We start from the raw sequence: 15,521 nt of genomic DNA, 5'->3' as shown, positions 1-15,521 counted from the left end.
TAACGCCGTATGATCGAGCGCAGGCAGTTTTCAGGCAAAGCGTAAGACTTGCCATCGGGAGGCCGTATTTTCATGACGCTGCTATTGCTCGTCACGTTGCCATTGCTCGGAGCCCTGCTGATCTCGGCAGTCGATCTCACACGGGTTCTTCGATTCTCGGCCATTACCGCCGCTCTTGTTTCACTGACGGCGCTGGCACTAGCCCTCTCCATGCTGCCCGCCATTCTGGCGGGCAACGTCATTGTGGCGGAATGGCGCTGGGTCGACGCCATCGGGCTCAACATTGCGTTTCGCATGGACGGGCTGGCCATGCTGTTTGCCCTGCTGATTGTCGGTATCGGCCTGCTGGTGATCCTATATGCCCGCTATTACTTCGCCGGCAAAAGCGGTGGTGGTCGTTTCCTTGCACTGATGCTGGTGTTCATGGCCTCCATGCTGGGCATCGTCACCTCGGAGAACCTGCTGTTCATGCTGGTGTTCTGGGAAATGACGAGCCTTGTCTCGTTCTTGCTGATCGGCTTCCACTCGGATCAACGCCCGGCCCGGCGTGGTGCCCGCCTGACGTTGGTGATCACGAGCGGCGGCGGGCTAGCGCTGATGGCCGGCGTCATCCTGATCGGCCAGATCGTCGGTAGCTTCCACTTGAGCGAAGTGCTGGCCGCCGGCGACGCCCTTCGCGAGCACCGCCAATATCCATTGATCCTCTCGCTGGTATTGCTCGGCGCCATGACCAAGTCCGCCCAGTTCCCTTTCCACCTGTGGCTTCCTCACGCCATGACCGCGCCCACACCGGTGTCCGTCTATCTGCATTCGGCGACCATGGTCAAGGCGGGGATCTTTCTGCTCGCCCGGCTGCATCCGGTGCTGGCGGACACCAGTCTATGGTTGTACGGCGTATCCGCTGTAGGCATGGCGACCCTGCTGACCGGCGCCTTCGTGGCGATGTTCAAGCATGACACCAAGGGCCTGCTGGCCTACTCCACCGTCAGCCACCTGGGACTGATCACCCTGCTGCTGGGCATGGGCACCAAAATGGGCCTAATCGTGGGGCTGTTTCACTTGCTCAATCATGCCCTGTTCAAGGCACCGCTGTTCATGATGGCGGGCATTGTCGAGAACTCGACCGGCAGCCGCGATATGCGCCGCATCAACGGCATGTGGCACTTCATGCCGTTTCTCGGCGCACTCACCGCCATCGCCGCCGCCTCCATGGCCGGGCTGCCGTTGCTGAACGGGTTTCTGAGCAAGAAAATGTTCTTTGCCGAGACCATGGTGTCGCCGTTCACGGGTCCACTGGCCTGGCTCGTCCCCGCCCTTGCGGCAGTCGCTGGGCTGTTGACCGTCGCCTATTCGATACGCATCTTCCACAACGTCTTCTTCAACGGAGAACCGCGGAACCTGCCCATCTGGCCCCCGAAACCGCCGGGAACAGGCATCCTGATACCGGTGGCACTGCTGTCTGCCGCCTGCATCGTGGTCGGCATCGTGCCGCAATACGTGGTGCATACGCTGTTGCACACCGCGGCCGAGGCGGCACTCGGCGACGCCCTTCCCCCGTACAATCTCGGCCTGCTGCACCACTTCAACCTGCCATTCCTGATGAGTGTCCTGGCGCTGACGGGCGGCCTCGCCATGTATCTGGCGAGACAGCAACTGTTTGCCCTCTACGACCGCCTACCCGAGGTCGATGCCAAGGAAAATTTCGAGTGGCTGATGCTGCAGGCGGGGACCTTTGCCGAACGCCAGGTGCATCGACTGGAGAACGGCTCGGTGCAGCGCTACATCGCCTTCGTACTGATCAGCGCCCTGGTCATGATGGGCTCGGCACTCACCACCATGACCGAGTGGCGAGGCCCCCAGGCCCTGACCCCGCTCGATCCGATGACCGTCTTCGGTGCCGTGCTGCTGATGGCGACTGCCCTGGGCGCGGTCATCGGCCACCGCAACCGCCTCTTTGCACTATTGCTCATGGGTGCCGCCGGCCTGTTCGTCACCCTCACCTTTGCCCGCTTCTCGGCCCCGGACCTGGCCCTGACCCAGTTATCGGTGGAAGTGATGGCGGTGATCATCATGATGCTGGCCCTGTCCTTCTTGCCCCAGAGAACGCCGTCGGAATCTTCCCACTGGCGTCGCGGGCGTGACCTCACACTCGCCGCCTTGAGTGGCCTGGGCGTGGCGACCATGGCTTTCGCGGTCATGACCCGTCCGTCCCGGAGCATTTCCGATTTTTTCCTGACCCGCAGCGTCCCCGAGGGCGGCGGTGCCAATGTGGTCAATGTGATCCTGGTCGACTTCCGAGGTTTCGACACCCTGGGGGAAATCACCGTATTGGGGATTGCCGCCGTGGCGGTCTTCGCGCTCACCCGCAACCTGCAATTGAAGGACCGCATGCCCCAGGCACTGGGCCAGTACTGGGCCCACGCCCCCCATCCCCTGATCCTCAGGATGATTGCGCGACCCATCTTGCCAGTCGCCCTCATGGTCTCGGCCTACATCTTCCTGCGCGGCCACCACTTGCCTGGGGGAGGGTTCATCGCCGGTCTGATCGCGGCCGTCGCCCTGTCATTGCAATACATGTCGTGCAGCCTGGCCTGGGCACATTCACGCATGCTGACCCCTTTCCGTCCCTTGGTCGGTGGCGGCATTCTGCTGGCGGCACTCACAGGCCTGGGTAGCCTGGCGGTTGGAGCGCCATTCCTGACTGGCTGGTTCGAACACTATCGACTGCCCGTGCTGGGTGACATCGAGCTGGCAACCGCGCTGTTGTTCGACTTCGGGGTCTTTACCACGGTGGTCGGTGCAACCCTGCTGATCCTGGCGAACCTGGGCAAGCTCATGACCCTGCAAGGGCCTGGCAAGGAGATCGGCTGATGGAAGCACTGTTTGCAGCCGCACTGGGCATGCTGACGTTCTGCGGCGTCTATCTGCTCCTGCGGGCCCGCACCTTTCCAGTGATACTGGGCCTGACCCTGATTTCCCATGCCGTGAACCTGTTTCTCTTCGGCATGGGTCGACTGGCCTTGGAGGCCCCGCCCATCATCGGCGAAGGTAGTCGTCAGGCCGACCCACTACCCCAGGCGCTGGTGCTGACCGCCATCGTGATCGGCTTTGCCATGACCGCTTTCGTAGTGGTGTTGTCACTGCGTGCGGCGGTGGAACTGCGCAACGACCACGTGGATGGTGTGGATCCGGACGAGGACTGGCGCCCATGAACCACCTGCTTATCCTGCCGGTACTGATTCCGCTGCTTGCCGGGGCCTTCCTGGTGGTCGTGTTCGTCGCCCCACTCGCGCTTCAGCGCCTGATCAGCCTGGTCAGCACCGCTCTGCTCGTGTTGATCGCGCTGCTGCTGTTCCGGCAGGTCATGGTGGGAAATCATGTGCTGTATACGCTGGGGAACTGGTCGCCGCCTTTCGGGATACTGCTGGTGGCTGACCGTCTCAGCGTGCTGATGTTGCTGATCACCTCTGCCCTGGCCGTGTTCTGCGCCATGTACGCGGGCCGCGGGGACGACCGCAAAGGTGCCCACTTCCATGCACTGTTGCAGTTCCAATTGGCGGGTATCAACGGTGCCTTCCTCACCGGCGACCTGTTCAATCTGTTCGTATGCTTCGAGATCCTGCTGATTGCGTCTTACGCCCTGTTGTTGCACGGCGGCGGCGTCGCTCGCTGTCGAGCTAGTCTGCACTACGTCATTCTGAACCTGGTCGGCTCGGCGATGTTCATCATTGGCGTCGGCATCCTCTATGGAGTGACCGGCACCTTGAACATGGCGGACCTGGCGGTACGCGTGGCCAATGCCCCCGCCGGCGACCAGCCGTTGCTGACCGCGGCCTCGCTGCTGTTGCTGGTAGTGTTCGGCGTCAAGGCGGCGCTCTTGCCACTATTGTTCTGGCTGCCCAGGGCCTATACCGCCGCCAGCGCCCCCGTCGCGGCCCTGTTTGCCATCATGACCAAGGTCGGCATCTACGCCATGCTGCGTGTCTTCAGCCTGATCTTTGGCCTGGAAACGGGCTTGGTCAGCACCACCGCCTGGCAATGGCTATGGCCGCTGGCGCTTGCCACGCTGGCACTCGGCGGCATCGGGGTGCTCGGGGCGACCAACCTGCGCAACCTGACGGCCTACATGGTTATCGTCTCCACCGGGACCCTGCTGGCGACATTGGCACTGGGCACTCGCGAGGCCATCGGTGCCGGGCTCTTCTATCTGGTGCATTCCACCCTGATGACGGCGACCTTCTTCCTGCTTGCCGACTTGATCGCCCGTCAACGCGGTGTCGCCGCCGATCATATGGTCGTGGCGGCAGCCATGAAGGATCACCGCATACTGGGCAGCGTCTATTTCATCGGTGCCATCGCGTTCGCCGGACTGCCACCTTTCAGCGGCTTCATCAGCAAGGTCTGGATCCTGCAGGTGGCCGGCGAAACGGGCAATCAGACCTGGTTATGGCCAATACTGCTAGTCGCGGGCTTCATGATCCTGATCGCCCTGAGCCGGGCCGGCAGCAAGTTTTTCTGGCGCCAATCCGGTGCGCGTCCCCACCAATGGCGAGCCGATCCGGCAAGACTCGGCGTCGTCATTGCCATGGTCCTGGGCAGTGCCGCGTTGTCCATGGCGGCCACTCCCGTCATGACGTTCATGCTGGATACAGCAGACGCAATATCGGCGCCACAGCACTACGTGGAGGCGGTCGAAGCGGTTGCCCTGCGGGCAATGGGAGGACTCTGACATGCGAGCATTCCAGCAATTGCGCTACTGGTGGCCCCGGCCGCAGTTTTCTGTGTTTCTGCTGGTACTGTGGCTGTTGCTGATGAACACGCTGAGCCCGGCCCAGATACTGACCGGCGCCTTCCTGGGCTGGCTGATTCCCTTCTCGATCCAGCAGTTCTGGCCGGAGCGCCCCCAACTGCGCAAGGCGTGGCGGCTACTGCCCTACCTCGTCAATCTACTATGGGACATCCTCAAGTCGAATGTCATGGTTGCCTGGCTGATCATGCGATCTCCCGCACGACTACAGCCCGCCTTCATTCGATACCCCGTCACACTGACGAACGAGTTCGCCCTTACCATTCTGGCCAGCACCATTTCCCTGACACCGGGCACGGTATCGACCGGACTCAGCCCGGATCACAAAACCTTGCTGATCCATGCACTGCATGTGGTGGATGAGGACGCACTGATCCGCCACATCCAGACCCGATACGAGCAACCACTGAAGGAGATTCTGGGATGATTGCCGCCGTTATTCCCTTGGCCCTGTTCTTGTTCAGCATCAGCCTGCTGCTGAGTCTCTATCGATTGCTGCGCGGGCCAGACATTACCGATCGAATCCTGGGGCTGGACACGCTCAACATCAACGCCATTGCCGTGATCGTGTTGGCGGGCATCTACATGGACACCACCATGATCTTCGAAGCGGCGCTGCTCATCGCCCTCATGGGCTTTGTGGGCACCATTGCGATGACCAAGTATCTGGTCCGCGGTGACGTCATCGAATGAGGGAAACATTGAATAATTGCCTGCGCGGGCCAATCGCTGCGTTGCGCGGTGCTCGGAATCCTCACATATACCCCATATGCTCCGGTTCCTGTGCTCCGTGCGCCTTGCGCTTAGCTCCGCTCGCCGATTTATTCAGCGTTTCCTGAGTGGAGGAGGCAGCCAATGAACATACCGACCTGGCTGGATGCGCTGATCGCCGCCATGCTGCTGATCGGGGCCATCGTGGCCACCCTGGGATCGCTGGGCCTGGCACGCATGCCGGATTTCTACATGCGCCTGCACGGCCCGACCAAGGCCAGCACGCTGGGGGTGGGCTGCACGATGCTGGGCTCACTGCTGTACTTCAGCACCAGCGGCGAGGGTATCAGGGTGCAGGAGGTGTTGATCACGGTCTTCCTGTTCGTCACGGCACCGGTGAGCGCCCATGTGATGGCCTGGGCGGCACTGCATCGCCGAGTGCATTGCAGTGCCAACACTCGCCATCCTCCCTGGCCCGAGATGGACCGGGCGCCGGTGACGGAACACGCTGCCTCTTCGGCGCCAGCCGGTGATAAAGAGTCCGCCGACTGACAGTCGGATCTTCGCCAGCCTTCCATAGCAGGAGATACCATGAATGCCGTCCCTGCCTGGCAAATCAGCCACTGGCTCAACACCGCCGAGGCATTGATGCACGAGGCGGAGATGGGCACCTGAAGGAGAGACACAAGATACGATACTGTGGGCTAGCCACCACCCGGAGTATTCTTTTTCTCGCCATCCCCAACACGGACAAGTCCATGAAGCCATCCACGATGCTACGTAGTTTCGCTATTCTCTTGCTCGCCCCGACACTCGCCGCCTGCCAATCGGAGCCGGAAGGCATCACTCTCGACGCCTTGGCTGAACAGACGCACTTTCACGGCATCGGCTTCGACCCGAACGATTCCGAGCGGCTCTATCTGGCCACCCACCATGGCTTCCATATCATCGGCGACGATGGATTGGCCCGGCAGATCTCGGACGAAACCCACGATTTCATGGGGTTCGCCCCCCACCCCCATGATCCCGAGCTGTTCTTCGCCAGCGGCCATCCGCAACGCGGCGGAAATCTCGGATTCATCGTTTCCAGCGATGGCGGCCAGACCTGGTCGCAGCGAGCTGAGGGCGTCGAGGGGCCGGTGGACTTCCACCAGCTGACCGTCAGCAAGGCCGATCCCCAGGTCCTCTATGGCGCCTACCGCGGCCAATTACAGATTAGCCGAGATGGCGGCCACAGTTGGGATATCCAGGCGCCGGCACCCGAAGGGCTGATCGCCCTGGCGGCTTCCTCACGCAACGCCGATCATCTCTATGCCGCCACCCAGACGGGATTGCTGATGAGCCCCGACGGCGGCAAGCGCTGGCGCCAGGCACACCCCGAACGTCGCCCCACCAGCGTGGTTACCGCCACTGCCGGAGGCGATCTCTATGCCTTCATGCCGGGGCTAGGCCTGCTGCACACCACGGAGGAAACGCACGACTGGCAGGTGCTCAGCGACGACTGGGGGGAAGACTATCTGCTGCACCTCGCCATCGACCCCAACGATGGTGAACGGCTCGTTGGCGTGGACCAACGCAGCAGGGTTCTCATGAGCGAGAACGGCGGCAGGAATTGGAAGGCGCTGTAAGCCTCTTCCCTAGGGTTTGTACAAAAAGTCGCCGAGCGATGGCCAGACAAGGCAAAAATCAGCGAGAAAGCGGAGTTTACGTGGGTGTAAATGAGCATTTTGAGCTGATTTTTAACGCCGTATGGCCGAGCGCAGGCAGTTTTTGACAAAGCCTAACGTTAAGCGACACTTAAGCTTCACCATCGACACTGACATGCCTGACCCAAGAGGAGTACCAGGCATGTCATCACTCGATCCATCCATAAACATAAAGACGCACAAGCGAACGGGTCTTAAGCGCCTGTCCAAGGCCATCAAATATTCTTGCGCCGGGCTATCGGCCGCCTGGCGTTACGAAGCGGCCTTTCGTCAGGAACTCGTTGCGCTGTCATGCCTGTTCCCCATCACCATGGTGCTCGACCTGGAAGGGGTTGAACGTGCCTTGCTGTGGGCCTCCATGCTGCTGGTGATCGTCGTTGAGTTACTCAACTCCGCTATCGAAGCAACGGTCGACCGCATCGGCATGGAACATCACCCGATAAGCGGGCTTGCCAAGGACTTGGGCTCGGCGGCGGTAATGGTCAGCCTGCTGCTGGCGGGAGGGAGCTGGGCATGCGTCTTGCTGAGCTGACACCACGCGAGCTCTCGGCAGTGCTCTGGTTTCTGTCCGGATTCTTGGCAGTAATGCTGACAGGACGCTGGCTCGAAGTGGATTTCCACCTGGCCGACACGCTTTATCGCTTGCAGGGCGATAGCTGGGCGCTGCGTGATGCTTTCATTACCGAAGACATCCTTCATCGTGGCGGCCGGCTCATGAGTCAATTCATGGGTGGCGGCGTCATCATGGCCCTGATCGGCAGTTTTCTGCTTCCCTCACTACGCACCTGGCGTCGACCGTTGACCTACCTGTTCCTGGCGGTGACGGCATCGACACTGACCGTATCGGTTATCAAGCACCTGGTGAGCATGGAATGTCCTTGGGATCTCGTCCGCTATGGCGGTGACACCCCCTTCACCGGCTTGTTCGATCCTCGCCCGACCACGATGCCGGACACAGCCTGCTTTCCCGCCGGCCATGCCAGCGCCGGGTATGCCTGGCTGGCACTGTATTTCTTCCTTGGCGCCACCGTACCCCGCTGGCGTTGGGCCGGACTCGGGCTGGGCATCGTCATGGGCCTGGTCTTCGGTATCACTCAGCAACTGCGCGGCGCACATTTCCTGTCCCACGACCTCTGGACCCTGATGCTGTGCCTGTCGATCAGCTTCGTCCTGGCAAGACTGATGCTTCCGGCTTCCCCGCCGATCCCCGCATCCACTGACGCGCAGCGTGTCTCTGTCGAAGGTTCTCCACATGTCTAATCGTTTCTTTGCCTCCGACCACTGGCTGGCACGACATTGCCGTTTCTCCTTTACCCTGTCGCCGGAAGCCCTGACCTTGCTGGTCTGCCTGGCCTTCACCCTGTTCTACAACCTGGCGTTCTGGCGTGGCGTACTCGGCGATCAATCGCTTCTGACGCTATCCACATGGGGTCGGTTGGCCAGTGATGCATTGGTGCTGACCAGTCTTCAATTCGTCGTCTTCGTGCTATGCGTCACTCGTTTCAGCGTCAAGGTGGTGCTGACGGTATTGGTGTGGATCGCGGCTTCAGTGAGCTATTTCACCCATTACTACGGCACCTACTTCAATACCGACATGATCGTTAACATCCTGCAGACGGATAGGCAGGAAGCCGCTGAATTATTGACCCCACGATTCGTGGTCCACATGTTGGCTTTTGGCGTCCTGCCCACTCTACTGCTGTGGCGTGTGCGCTTGGTCGAATGCGGTTGGAAAAAGGCGATCGGTCGCAAACTCGCCTATTTGGCCGGTGGCATTGTCGTGCTGGGCATCTCGCTGATGCTGTCCTACCAAAGCCTGTCGTCGTTGATGCGCAACAATACGGAACTGCGCTACCTGGTAACGCCTGGCAATTATCTGGTATCGATGGGACAGGTCCTGGCGGCCAGCGACCCGCCTCCCAGCGAGCGCCTGGCCATTGGAGAAGATGCGACACTTGCTCCTGTCAGGGGAAACAAGCCCCTGCTGTTGGTCATGGTGGTTGGCGAGAGCGTTCGTGCCACCAACTGGGGACTGAACGGCTATGAACGTCAGACCACGCCACGCCTGGCCGCGCGCGATGTCATCAACTTTTCCGATGTCAGCAGCTGCGGCACCAGTACTGCGGTGTCGGTGCCCTGCATGTTCTCACCGGTGGGCAAGAGTGACTATGACAAGCGCTATATCCAGAGTCACGAATCGCTGCTGGATGTCCTGAAGCATGCCGGCTTCCAGGTCTTGTGGGTGGACAACCAGTCCGGCTGCAAGGGGGTATGCGATGAGGTGGTGAGTCTGTCGCCTTCGCCCAAGGACTACCCCGAGCTATGTTCGCAGGGGCGTTGTCTGGACGGCGCGCTGCTGGAGGAAGTGAAAAAGCAGGCCGACAACCTCAAGGGAAATACAGTGATCGTACTGCATCAGCTTGGCAATCATGGCCCTAGTTACTACCGACGCTATCCGGCCACCTTCCGAGCCTTTACCCCAACCTGCGACAGCGCCGACTTGACCCAATGTTCCCGGCAGTCGATCGTGAACAGCTACGATGACGCAGTTCTGTATACCGATGCCTTGCTGGACGGCATCATCGCCTATCTCGACAGCCAGCAGCATCATGCTCCGGCACTGCTCTATGTCTCCGACCATGGCGAATCACTCGGTGAACATGGCATCTATCTGCATGGGATACCCTATTCCATTGCCCCCTCGGAGCAGACCAAAGTGCCGATGGTCTGGTGGTCCTCCCCAACCTTCGACCAGTCTGTCGGTCTGGACCATGGGTGTCTGGAGGCCCGAACCGACCTGCCACTTAGCCATGACAACCTCTTTCACAGCGTTCTGGGCGTGCTCGGTGTAAAGAGTCAAGTGGTTCAGGCCGAGCGTGATATCACCCATGACTGTCGCCATGCGAGTCAGTCCAGTTGAATGAGATGATAGGCAATGACACAGTAGACTACGTCTTTTTTCAGCCTCGTTTCAGAGTTGCCACTTATAACGGAAGCTCCACTGACGGAAAAAAGAGGGATTTCCATGCGTAAGATGCTGCTGGCGATGGCCGTTGGCTTGTTCTCCACAACCGCCCTGGGGGCGGGCGAACATGGGGGAGGTCACGGAATCCAGAGTGATGTTCAAATTGACCGTACCATCAGCTTCGAGGCCGGTGATATGTGGTTCATGCCCGGCAATCTGGACATTGCACCGGGCGAGACGGTGAAATTCGAGATCACCAACACTGGCAACCTGGAACATGAATTCGTGATCGGCGATGCACAAGCCCAGGAAGCGCATCGCAGGATGATGCAGGAGATGGGATCTGGCGGGCATGGCGGACATGGTGACCACGACATGGCGGAAGGCGATCACGGGGGCCACATGCCCGCGGTGACCATCGCACCGGGTGAAACCGCCACGCTGGTGTGGACCGCTCCCGAAAACGTCGATAATCTGGAATTCGCCTGCAACATCCCCGGTCACTACGAATCGGGCATGTCGGGAGATATCGTCATCCAGAGCTGATCCCCAATGAAGCTGTTGCTTCTCGAAGACGACGACCTGCTGGCCGAGAGCCTGGCGGAAACCTTGGGAGACGCCGGTTATCGCGTCGACTCGGCCACCAGTATCCGTATGGCCGAGTCGTTGATGGCGACAGAGGACTATGCCCTGGCCATCCTCGATCTTGGCCTTCCCGACGGCTCGGGACTCGATCTCTTGCAGCGCTGGCGCGAGCAGGGTCGTCGCTTGCCCATTTTGGCACTCACGGCTCGCGACACTTGGGAGGACAAGGTCAACGGCCTGCGGCGCGGCGCCGACGACTACCTGACCAAGCCGTTTCATGAAGCCGAGTTGCTCGCCAGACTACATGCCTTGCTCAGGCGACAGTCGGGTGGCTTGACCCAGATATTGACCGTCAATGGTATCCAACTGGACGAACATACACAGAAAGTCAGTACGGATGGCGCCACCTGGCAGGACCTGACGGCAACCGAATTTCGGCTATTGCGTTACCTGATGCATCATCCCGACCGCGTGCATTCCAAGTCGCAACTTCTCGACCAGCTCTACGCACTGGAACAGGACGCCGCCGCACCGAACCTGGTGGAAGTCTACATCGGCCGCCTGCGCCGTCGGCTCGGCAAGCATATCATCCAGACGCGGCGCGGCCAGGGGTATATGCTTGTTTCGCGTTGATCGGCGTAGTCTGCGCTTTCGCCTGCTGACATGGCTGGGCGGCATGGCCTTGATCGTCGTTGGGGTCACCTGGCTATTGCACGGAATTCTGCTTCACGATCTTGCCCGCGACTTCCTCGGCGATCGCTTGCGGCAGGAAGCGGACCATGCACTGCAACAATTTCGCCAGGGCCAACTCTCGGCGCCATCCTGGCTCAACGCGACAAGCCCCGCCTCCCAGGTCTTCCACCACCTTTACGTGCTGCGTCTGGACGGACATGTCACGACTTCCCACCCGCGCTGGGTGGCTCCTCTGGAACCCTACTTCGAAGGAAAGGACGATACCCTCGTCGATGTCGAATGGCAGGGCCGTCGGTTACTGGTCTATCGCCGCACGTTCTCCTTCGACGATCACTCGGGAGTGTTGCTGATCGGCGAAGATTTCGCTGCGGTTGAGGCGGGGTTGACGACGCTCCACTGGTGGGTGGGAGGCATCGCCGGTCTGCTGCTGTTGTTGCTAGTGACACTCAACCTGATCGCCGTCACGCGGGGCCTGCGGCCATTGTCCTGGCTACAGCGACAACTCGACGAGTTGCAGGCGGGAAGCCGGGAGCGGCTCCACCTCGATACGCCCTCCGAACTCGATGACCTGGTGGCACAGCTCAACCGCTTCATGGACGATCACGACAAGCGGTTAAGGCGCTCGCGCGAATCCGTCGCCAACCTGTCGCATGCACTAAAGACACCACTGGCCGCCATCACCCAAGTGCTGAGAGGCTCACGCCCCATCGAAGACGAACGCCGCCGGAAGATGCTGCACCGCCTGGAAAACGTGCACGCCCAGCTCGAGGCTGAGCTGCGTCGTTCACGTATCGCGGGTCCCTACGCCGGTCAGCGAACCGTCATCCGGCGCGAAGCCGAGCAATTGATCGACATGTTCGACGCCCTGTATCCCGACAAGTCCTTCCACCTCGAAGTCGTGCCGATGGTGGAAACCAGCGTGAACGTCGAACGCCAGGATTTCACGGAGATGCTGGGCATCGTACTCGACAATGCCGGCAAGTGGGCCAATCGCGAAGTGCGATGCCGTCTGGAACTGGCGGCATCGTTGACCATCACCATCGAGGACGATGGCTCCGGTGTGCCGCAGGAAGACATTCCCCTGCTCGGCAGACGCGGCATGCGCCTCGACGAAGGCCGGCCAGGCCATGGGCTAGGCCTGTCCATTCTGCATCAACTGGTCGGCCACTATGACGGCAGCGTGCATTTTCAGATCGCAGCCTCGGGCGGTTTACGTGTCGTGATCACCCTACCCAACACTTGACCCCCTTCGCTTTCAGCCTGCTTTCAGCTTGCCACGTCAGTATCGACTCCAAAATGTCATCCTTGGACAGGAGTCATGCATGGCAGCCTCGAAATTTCCTTCGTTTCCCCTATCGCGCCGCCAGGTTCTCAAGGGCGGTGCCGCCTTGGGGCTGGGATCGGCCGCCTTGGGTCTGACCCCGGCCTGGGCCAACCCCTGGGGCCAAAGCAATGTCTACCCCCAGGGGATAGTCACCGGGCCCGAGATCGCTCTGGACATTCGCCGGCGCACCCTGCCCATCGCTGGCCGGAACGCGCGCCCGATCTGCATCAACGGCACCAGCCCCGGCCCACTGATTCGTCTTCAGGAAGGACAGGACGCGGTTTTGCGGGTCACCAACCTGCTCGATGAGCCCACCTCCGTGCATTGGCACGGCTTGATCCTGCCCGCGGGAGAAGACGGTGCACCGGGGATCAGTTTTGCCGGCATCGCCCCAGGAGAGACCTTCACCTACCGCTTCCCGGTCCGCCAGCACGGCACCTATTGGTATCACAGCCACTCGGGGCTGCAAGAGCAGCTCGGCCATGTCGGGCCGATCGTCATCGATGCCGCCGAGCGCGAACCCTTCCGCTACGACCGAGAGCACGTACTGTTGCTCACCGACTGGACCTTCGAGGATCCGGCGCGGGTAATGCGCAACCTGAAGACCGGCGAGGGCTATTACAACTACCAGGAACGCACCATTGCCGACTTCTTGGCCGACGTGCGCGAGAACGGCTTCAAGGAAACCGCGCAGATGCGTGCCATGTGGGCCCAGATGCGCATGAGTTCCCGCGATATTGCCGACGTCACCGGAAGCACCTATACCTACCTGCTCAACGGCCATGCGCCGGGCGAGAACTGGACGGCCCTGTTCAAGGCCGGCGAGCGGATCCGCCTGCGGGTAATCAATGGCTCGGCGATGAGCTACTTCGACGTGCGCATTCCCGGCCTGAAGATGACCGTGGTGGCCGCCGACGGTCAACCGGTACAGCCCGTACCGGTGGATGAATTCCGTATCGCGGTCGCCGAAACTTACGACGTACTCGTTACCCCCGAAGCCGATACCGCCTATACCCTGTTCGCCGAAGCCATGGATCGCAGCGGCTACGCCCGCGGCACACTGGCACCGCGCCTAGGCATGCAGGCAGAAATCCCCGAGCGCCGGCGGATCGCAGACCGCGGCATGGAAGCGATGGGTGCGCATGGCGGCATGGATCACGCCAGCATGGCGGGCATGGACGACTCCGGCATGGCGGGCATGGATCATTCCAACATGGCGGGCATGGACCACTCCACCATGGCGGGCATGGACCACTCCACCATGGCGGGCATGGACCACGCGAGTATGAGCGCCATGGACCACTCCAGCATGCAGGGTATGGATCATTCCAGCATGGGCGCCATGGATCACTCGAATATGAGCAACAAGGACCATTCTGACCATAGCGGCATGCTCCCAGCCGGGGCCGCCCAGCCCGGCTCCCAATACGATCAGGCCGGAATCGGCATCGTCCCAGGCGAACGCCGCGTTCTGCTATACAGCGATCTCAAGTCCTTTGCACCGTGGCCCGACCGGCGTGCTCCCGAGCGTGAGCTGGAGCTGCACCTGACCGGCAACATGGAACGCTACATGTGGTCCTTCGACGGCAAGAAGTTCAGCGAGGTAAGCGGTCCCATCCACTTCCGCAAGGACGAGCGCCTACGCCTGATCCTGGTCAACGACACCATGATGGAGCACCCCATCCACCTGCACGGCATGTGGATGGAGTTGGAGAACGGCGCCGGCGAGCTGATTCCTCGCAAGCATACTATCAACGTCAAACCAGGTGAGCGCGTCTCGGCCCTGATCACCGCCGATGCCGAGGGCAGTTGGGCTTTCCACTGCCATCTGCTTTACCACATGGATGCCGGCATGTTCCGGGTCGTCAAGGTCTCGTAAGGAGTCTGCATGAAAACCATAATCGTACCGATGGCTACCTGTGCCGCTTTCGCCTTGCAGGCGATGGCGACAGCGCATGCCGAGGATGGCTACGATGCCCCGGACGACTGGCCCTCGCCGATGGCGGAACATCACACTTGGGCGGCGACCTTCGACCGCCTCGAGTATGCCTTTCCCGACAAGGGGGACGAAACCTTGGTGTGGGATTTCGAAGCCTGGTACGGCGGCGACATCAATCGGGTATATCTCAAGAGCGAAGGCGAAAACATACAGGGCGATAATGAGGACGCCGAATTCGAATCCCTGGACCTTCTCTACAGTCGCTTGATCGCCGACTTCTGGGAACTCCAGGGTGGCATCGGTTATCAAGGCGGTATCGCTTCGGACGACCACCCCGAACGTTATTTCGGCGTTATCGGCCTGGAGGGCGTGGCCCCCTACCGGATCGAAACCGAGCTTGCCTTGCGGGTCAGCGACGAAGGCGATGTCTCGGCGAGCCTCGAAGCCGAGCATGACGTGCGCCTGACCCAACGACTCTTCCTGCAACCGCGCACCGAGCTTGTTGTCGCTGGCAGTGACGTCGAAGAATTCGGTGTCGGAGAAGGCCTCAACTCGATACGTGCTGGCCTGCGGCTACGTTACGAGATTACCCGCAAATTCGCTCCCTACATCGGCGGTTACTGGGAAAAGCGCTACGGCGATACCGCCGACCTGGCCCGTGCCCAGGGAGAGCCTACGGAAGATACGGCTGTCGTCGCTGGTGTCAGGCTGCTGTTCTGAGCATTAGGCTCCCAAGCGGGGCGGGCTTGCGGCGCTGCAATATTCGAGATTAACGTAACATCTCGTTTCGA

General features: G+C 60.8%; 15 protein-coding genes. All 15 read left to right on the top strand.

The features are described 5' to 3' along the window. The first annotated feature begins 72 nt into the window (after positions 1-72). The 15 genes from IE093_RS05770 to IE093_RS05700 all read left to right on the top strand — a co-directional run bounded on the left by IE093_RS05770 (position 73) and on the right by IE093_RS05700 (position 15,450). Positions 73-2,871, top strand: a complete 2,799-nt coding sequence (locus IE093_RS05770; protein ID WP_189467083.1) for a monovalent cation/H+ antiporter subunit A — start codon at positions 73-75, stop codon at positions 2,869-2,871. Further along, a complete protein-coding gene (locus IE093_RS05765; protein WP_189467081.1) occupies positions 2,871-3,212 on the top strand; it encodes a Na+/H+ antiporter subunit C in 342 nt (113 codons plus the stop codon). The genes IE093_RS05770 and IE093_RS05765 overlap by 1 nt, the downstream gene beginning before the upstream one ends. Continuing rightward, positions 3,209-4,729, top strand: a complete 1,521-nt coding sequence (locus IE093_RS05760; protein ID WP_189467079.1) for a monovalent cation/H+ antiporter subunit D — start codon at positions 3,209-3,211, stop codon at positions 4,727-4,729. The genes IE093_RS05765 and IE093_RS05760 overlap by 4 nt, the downstream gene beginning before the upstream one ends. Before the next feature lies 1 nt (position 4,730). Next, positions 4,731-5,234, top strand: a complete 504-nt coding sequence (locus tag IE093_RS05755; RefSeq protein WP_189467078.1) for a Na+/H+ antiporter subunit E — start codon at positions 4,731-4,733, stop codon at positions 5,232-5,234. Further along, complete coding sequence (locus IE093_RS05750) at positions 5,231-5,500, top strand: K+/H+ antiporter subunit F (RefSeq protein ID WP_189467076.1); 270 nt, start codon at positions 5,231-5,233, stop codon at positions 5,498-5,500. Before IE093_RS05755 ends, IE093_RS05750 begins: the two co-directional genes overlap by 4 nt. Before the next feature lie 162 nt (positions 5,501-5,662). Continuing rightward, complete coding sequence (locus IE093_RS05745) at positions 5,663-6,070, top strand: Na+/H+ antiporter subunit G (protein WP_189467074.1); 408 nt, start codon at positions 5,663-5,665, stop codon at positions 6,068-6,070. Between the two features lie 206 nt (positions 6,071-6,276). Further along, positions 6,277-7,146 carry a WD40/YVTN/BNR-like repeat-containing protein gene (locus IE093_RS05740; RefSeq protein WP_189467072.1) on the top strand — a complete coding sequence of 290 codons (870 nt, stop codon included), beginning with the start codon at positions 6,277-6,279 and terminating at the stop codon, positions 7,144-7,146. A gap of 220 nt (positions 7,147-7,366) precedes the next feature. Then, on the top strand, positions 7,367-7,756 hold the full coding sequence (locus IE093_RS05735) for a diacylglycerol kinase (protein ID WP_189467070.1): 390 nt from the start codon (positions 7,367-7,369) through the stop codon (positions 7,754-7,756). Then, positions 7,738-8,484, top strand: coding sequence for a phosphatase PAP2 family protein (locus IE093_RS05730; RefSeq protein ID WP_189467068.1), 747 nt, complete (start codon positions 7,738-7,740; stop codon positions 8,482-8,484). Before IE093_RS05735 ends, IE093_RS05730 begins: the two co-directional genes overlap by 19 nt. After that, complete coding sequence (locus IE093_RS05725; protein ID WP_189467066.1) at positions 8,477-10,144, top strand: phosphoethanolamine transferase; 1,668 nt, start codon at positions 8,477-8,479, stop codon at positions 10,142-10,144. The genes IE093_RS05730 and IE093_RS05725 overlap by 8 nt, the downstream gene beginning before the upstream one ends. Positions 10,145-10,249: 105 nt before the next feature. After that, complete coding sequence (locus IE093_RS05720) at positions 10,250-10,735, top strand: cupredoxin domain-containing protein (protein WP_189467064.1); 486 nt, start codon at positions 10,250-10,252, stop codon at positions 10,733-10,735. A gap of 6 nt (positions 10,736-10,741) precedes the next feature. Further along, positions 10,742-11,407: a response regulator transcription factor gene (locus IE093_RS05715; protein WP_189467062.1), complete on the top strand. Its 666-nt coding sequence runs from the start codon at positions 10,742-10,744 to the stop codon at positions 11,405-11,407. Next, positions 11,394-12,710 carry an ATP-binding protein gene (locus IE093_RS05710; RefSeq protein ID WP_229803283.1) on the top strand — a complete coding sequence of 439 codons (1,317 nt, stop codon included), beginning with the start codon at positions 11,394-11,396 and terminating at the stop codon, positions 12,708-12,710. Before IE093_RS05715 ends, IE093_RS05710 begins: the two co-directional genes overlap by 14 nt. 79 nt (positions 12,711-12,789) lie before the next feature. Next, the gene (locus tag IE093_RS05705; protein WP_189467059.1) at positions 12,790-14,670 is read left to right on the top strand and encodes a copper resistance system multicopper oxidase; all 1,881 of its coding nucleotides are present in this window, start codon (positions 12,790-12,792) and stop codon (positions 14,668-14,670) included. A 9-nt stretch (positions 14,671-14,679) separates the two neighbouring features. After that, the gene (locus IE093_RS05700) at positions 14,680-15,450 is read left to right on the top strand and encodes a copper resistance protein B (RefSeq protein WP_189467058.1); all 771 of its coding nucleotides are present in this window, start codon (positions 14,680-14,682) and stop codon (positions 15,448-15,450) included. Positions 15,451-15,521 lie beyond the last annotated feature (71 nt).

Origin of the sequence: Litchfieldella qijiaojingensis, assembly GCF_014651875.1 — a bacterium.
Lineage (GTDB): Bacteria > Pseudomonadota > Gammaproteobacteria > Pseudomonadales > Halomonadaceae > Litchfieldella > Litchfieldella qijiaojingensis.
Note: the sequence above shows the minus strand (reverse complement) of the source record. Positions and strands in the feature narration are given on the sequence as shown.

Bases quoted from the DNA above. Each gene is read 5' to 3' on its own strand.
- IE093_RS05770 (WP_189467083.1), top strand. From the start codon at position 73: ATGACGCTGCTATTGCTCGTCACGTTGCCATTGCTCGGAGCCCTGCTG.
- IE093_RS05765 (WP_189467081.1), top strand. From the start codon at position 2,871: ATGGAAGCACTGTTTGCAGCCGCACTGGGCATGCTGACGTTCTGCGGC.
- IE093_RS05760 (WP_189467079.1), top strand. From the start codon at position 3,209: ATGAACCACCTGCTTATCCTGCCGGTACTGATTCCGCTGCTTGCCGGG.
- IE093_RS05755 (WP_189467078.1), top strand. From the start codon at position 4,731: ATGCGAGCATTCCAGCAATTGCGCTACTGGTGGCCCCGGCCGCAGTTT.
- IE093_RS05750 (WP_189467076.1), top strand. From the start codon at position 5,231: ATGATTGCCGCCGTTATTCCCTTGGCCCTGTTCTTGTTCAGCATCAGC.
- IE093_RS05745 (WP_189467074.1), top strand. From the start codon at position 5,663: ATGAACATACCGACCTGGCTGGATGCGCTGATCGCCGCCATGCTGCTG.
- IE093_RS05740 (WP_189467072.1), top strand. From the start codon at position 6,277: ATGAAGCCATCCACGATGCTACGTAGTTTCGCTATTCTCTTGCTCGCC.
- IE093_RS05735 (WP_189467070.1), top strand. From the start codon at position 7,367: ATGTCATCACTCGATCCATCCATAAACATAAAGACGCACAAGCGAACG.
- IE093_RS05730 (WP_189467068.1), top strand. From the start codon at position 7,738: ATGCGTCTTGCTGAGCTGACACCACGCGAGCTCTCGGCAGTGCTCTGG.
- IE093_RS05725 (WP_189467066.1), top strand. From the start codon at position 8,477: ATGTCTAATCGTTTCTTTGCCTCCGACCACTGGCTGGCACGACATTGC.
- IE093_RS05720 (WP_189467064.1), top strand. From the start codon at position 10,250: ATGCGTAAGATGCTGCTGGCGATGGCCGTTGGCTTGTTCTCCACAACC.
- IE093_RS05715 (WP_189467062.1), top strand. From the start codon at position 10,742: ATGAAGCTGTTGCTTCTCGAAGACGACGACCTGCTGGCCGAGAGCCTG.
- IE093_RS05705 (WP_189467059.1), top strand. From the start codon at position 12,790: ATGGCAGCCTCGAAATTTCCTTCGTTTCCCCTATCGCGCCGCCAGGTT.
- IE093_RS05700 (WP_189467058.1), top strand. From the start codon at position 14,680: ATGAAAACCATAATCGTACCGATGGCTACCTGTGCCGCTTTCGCCTTG.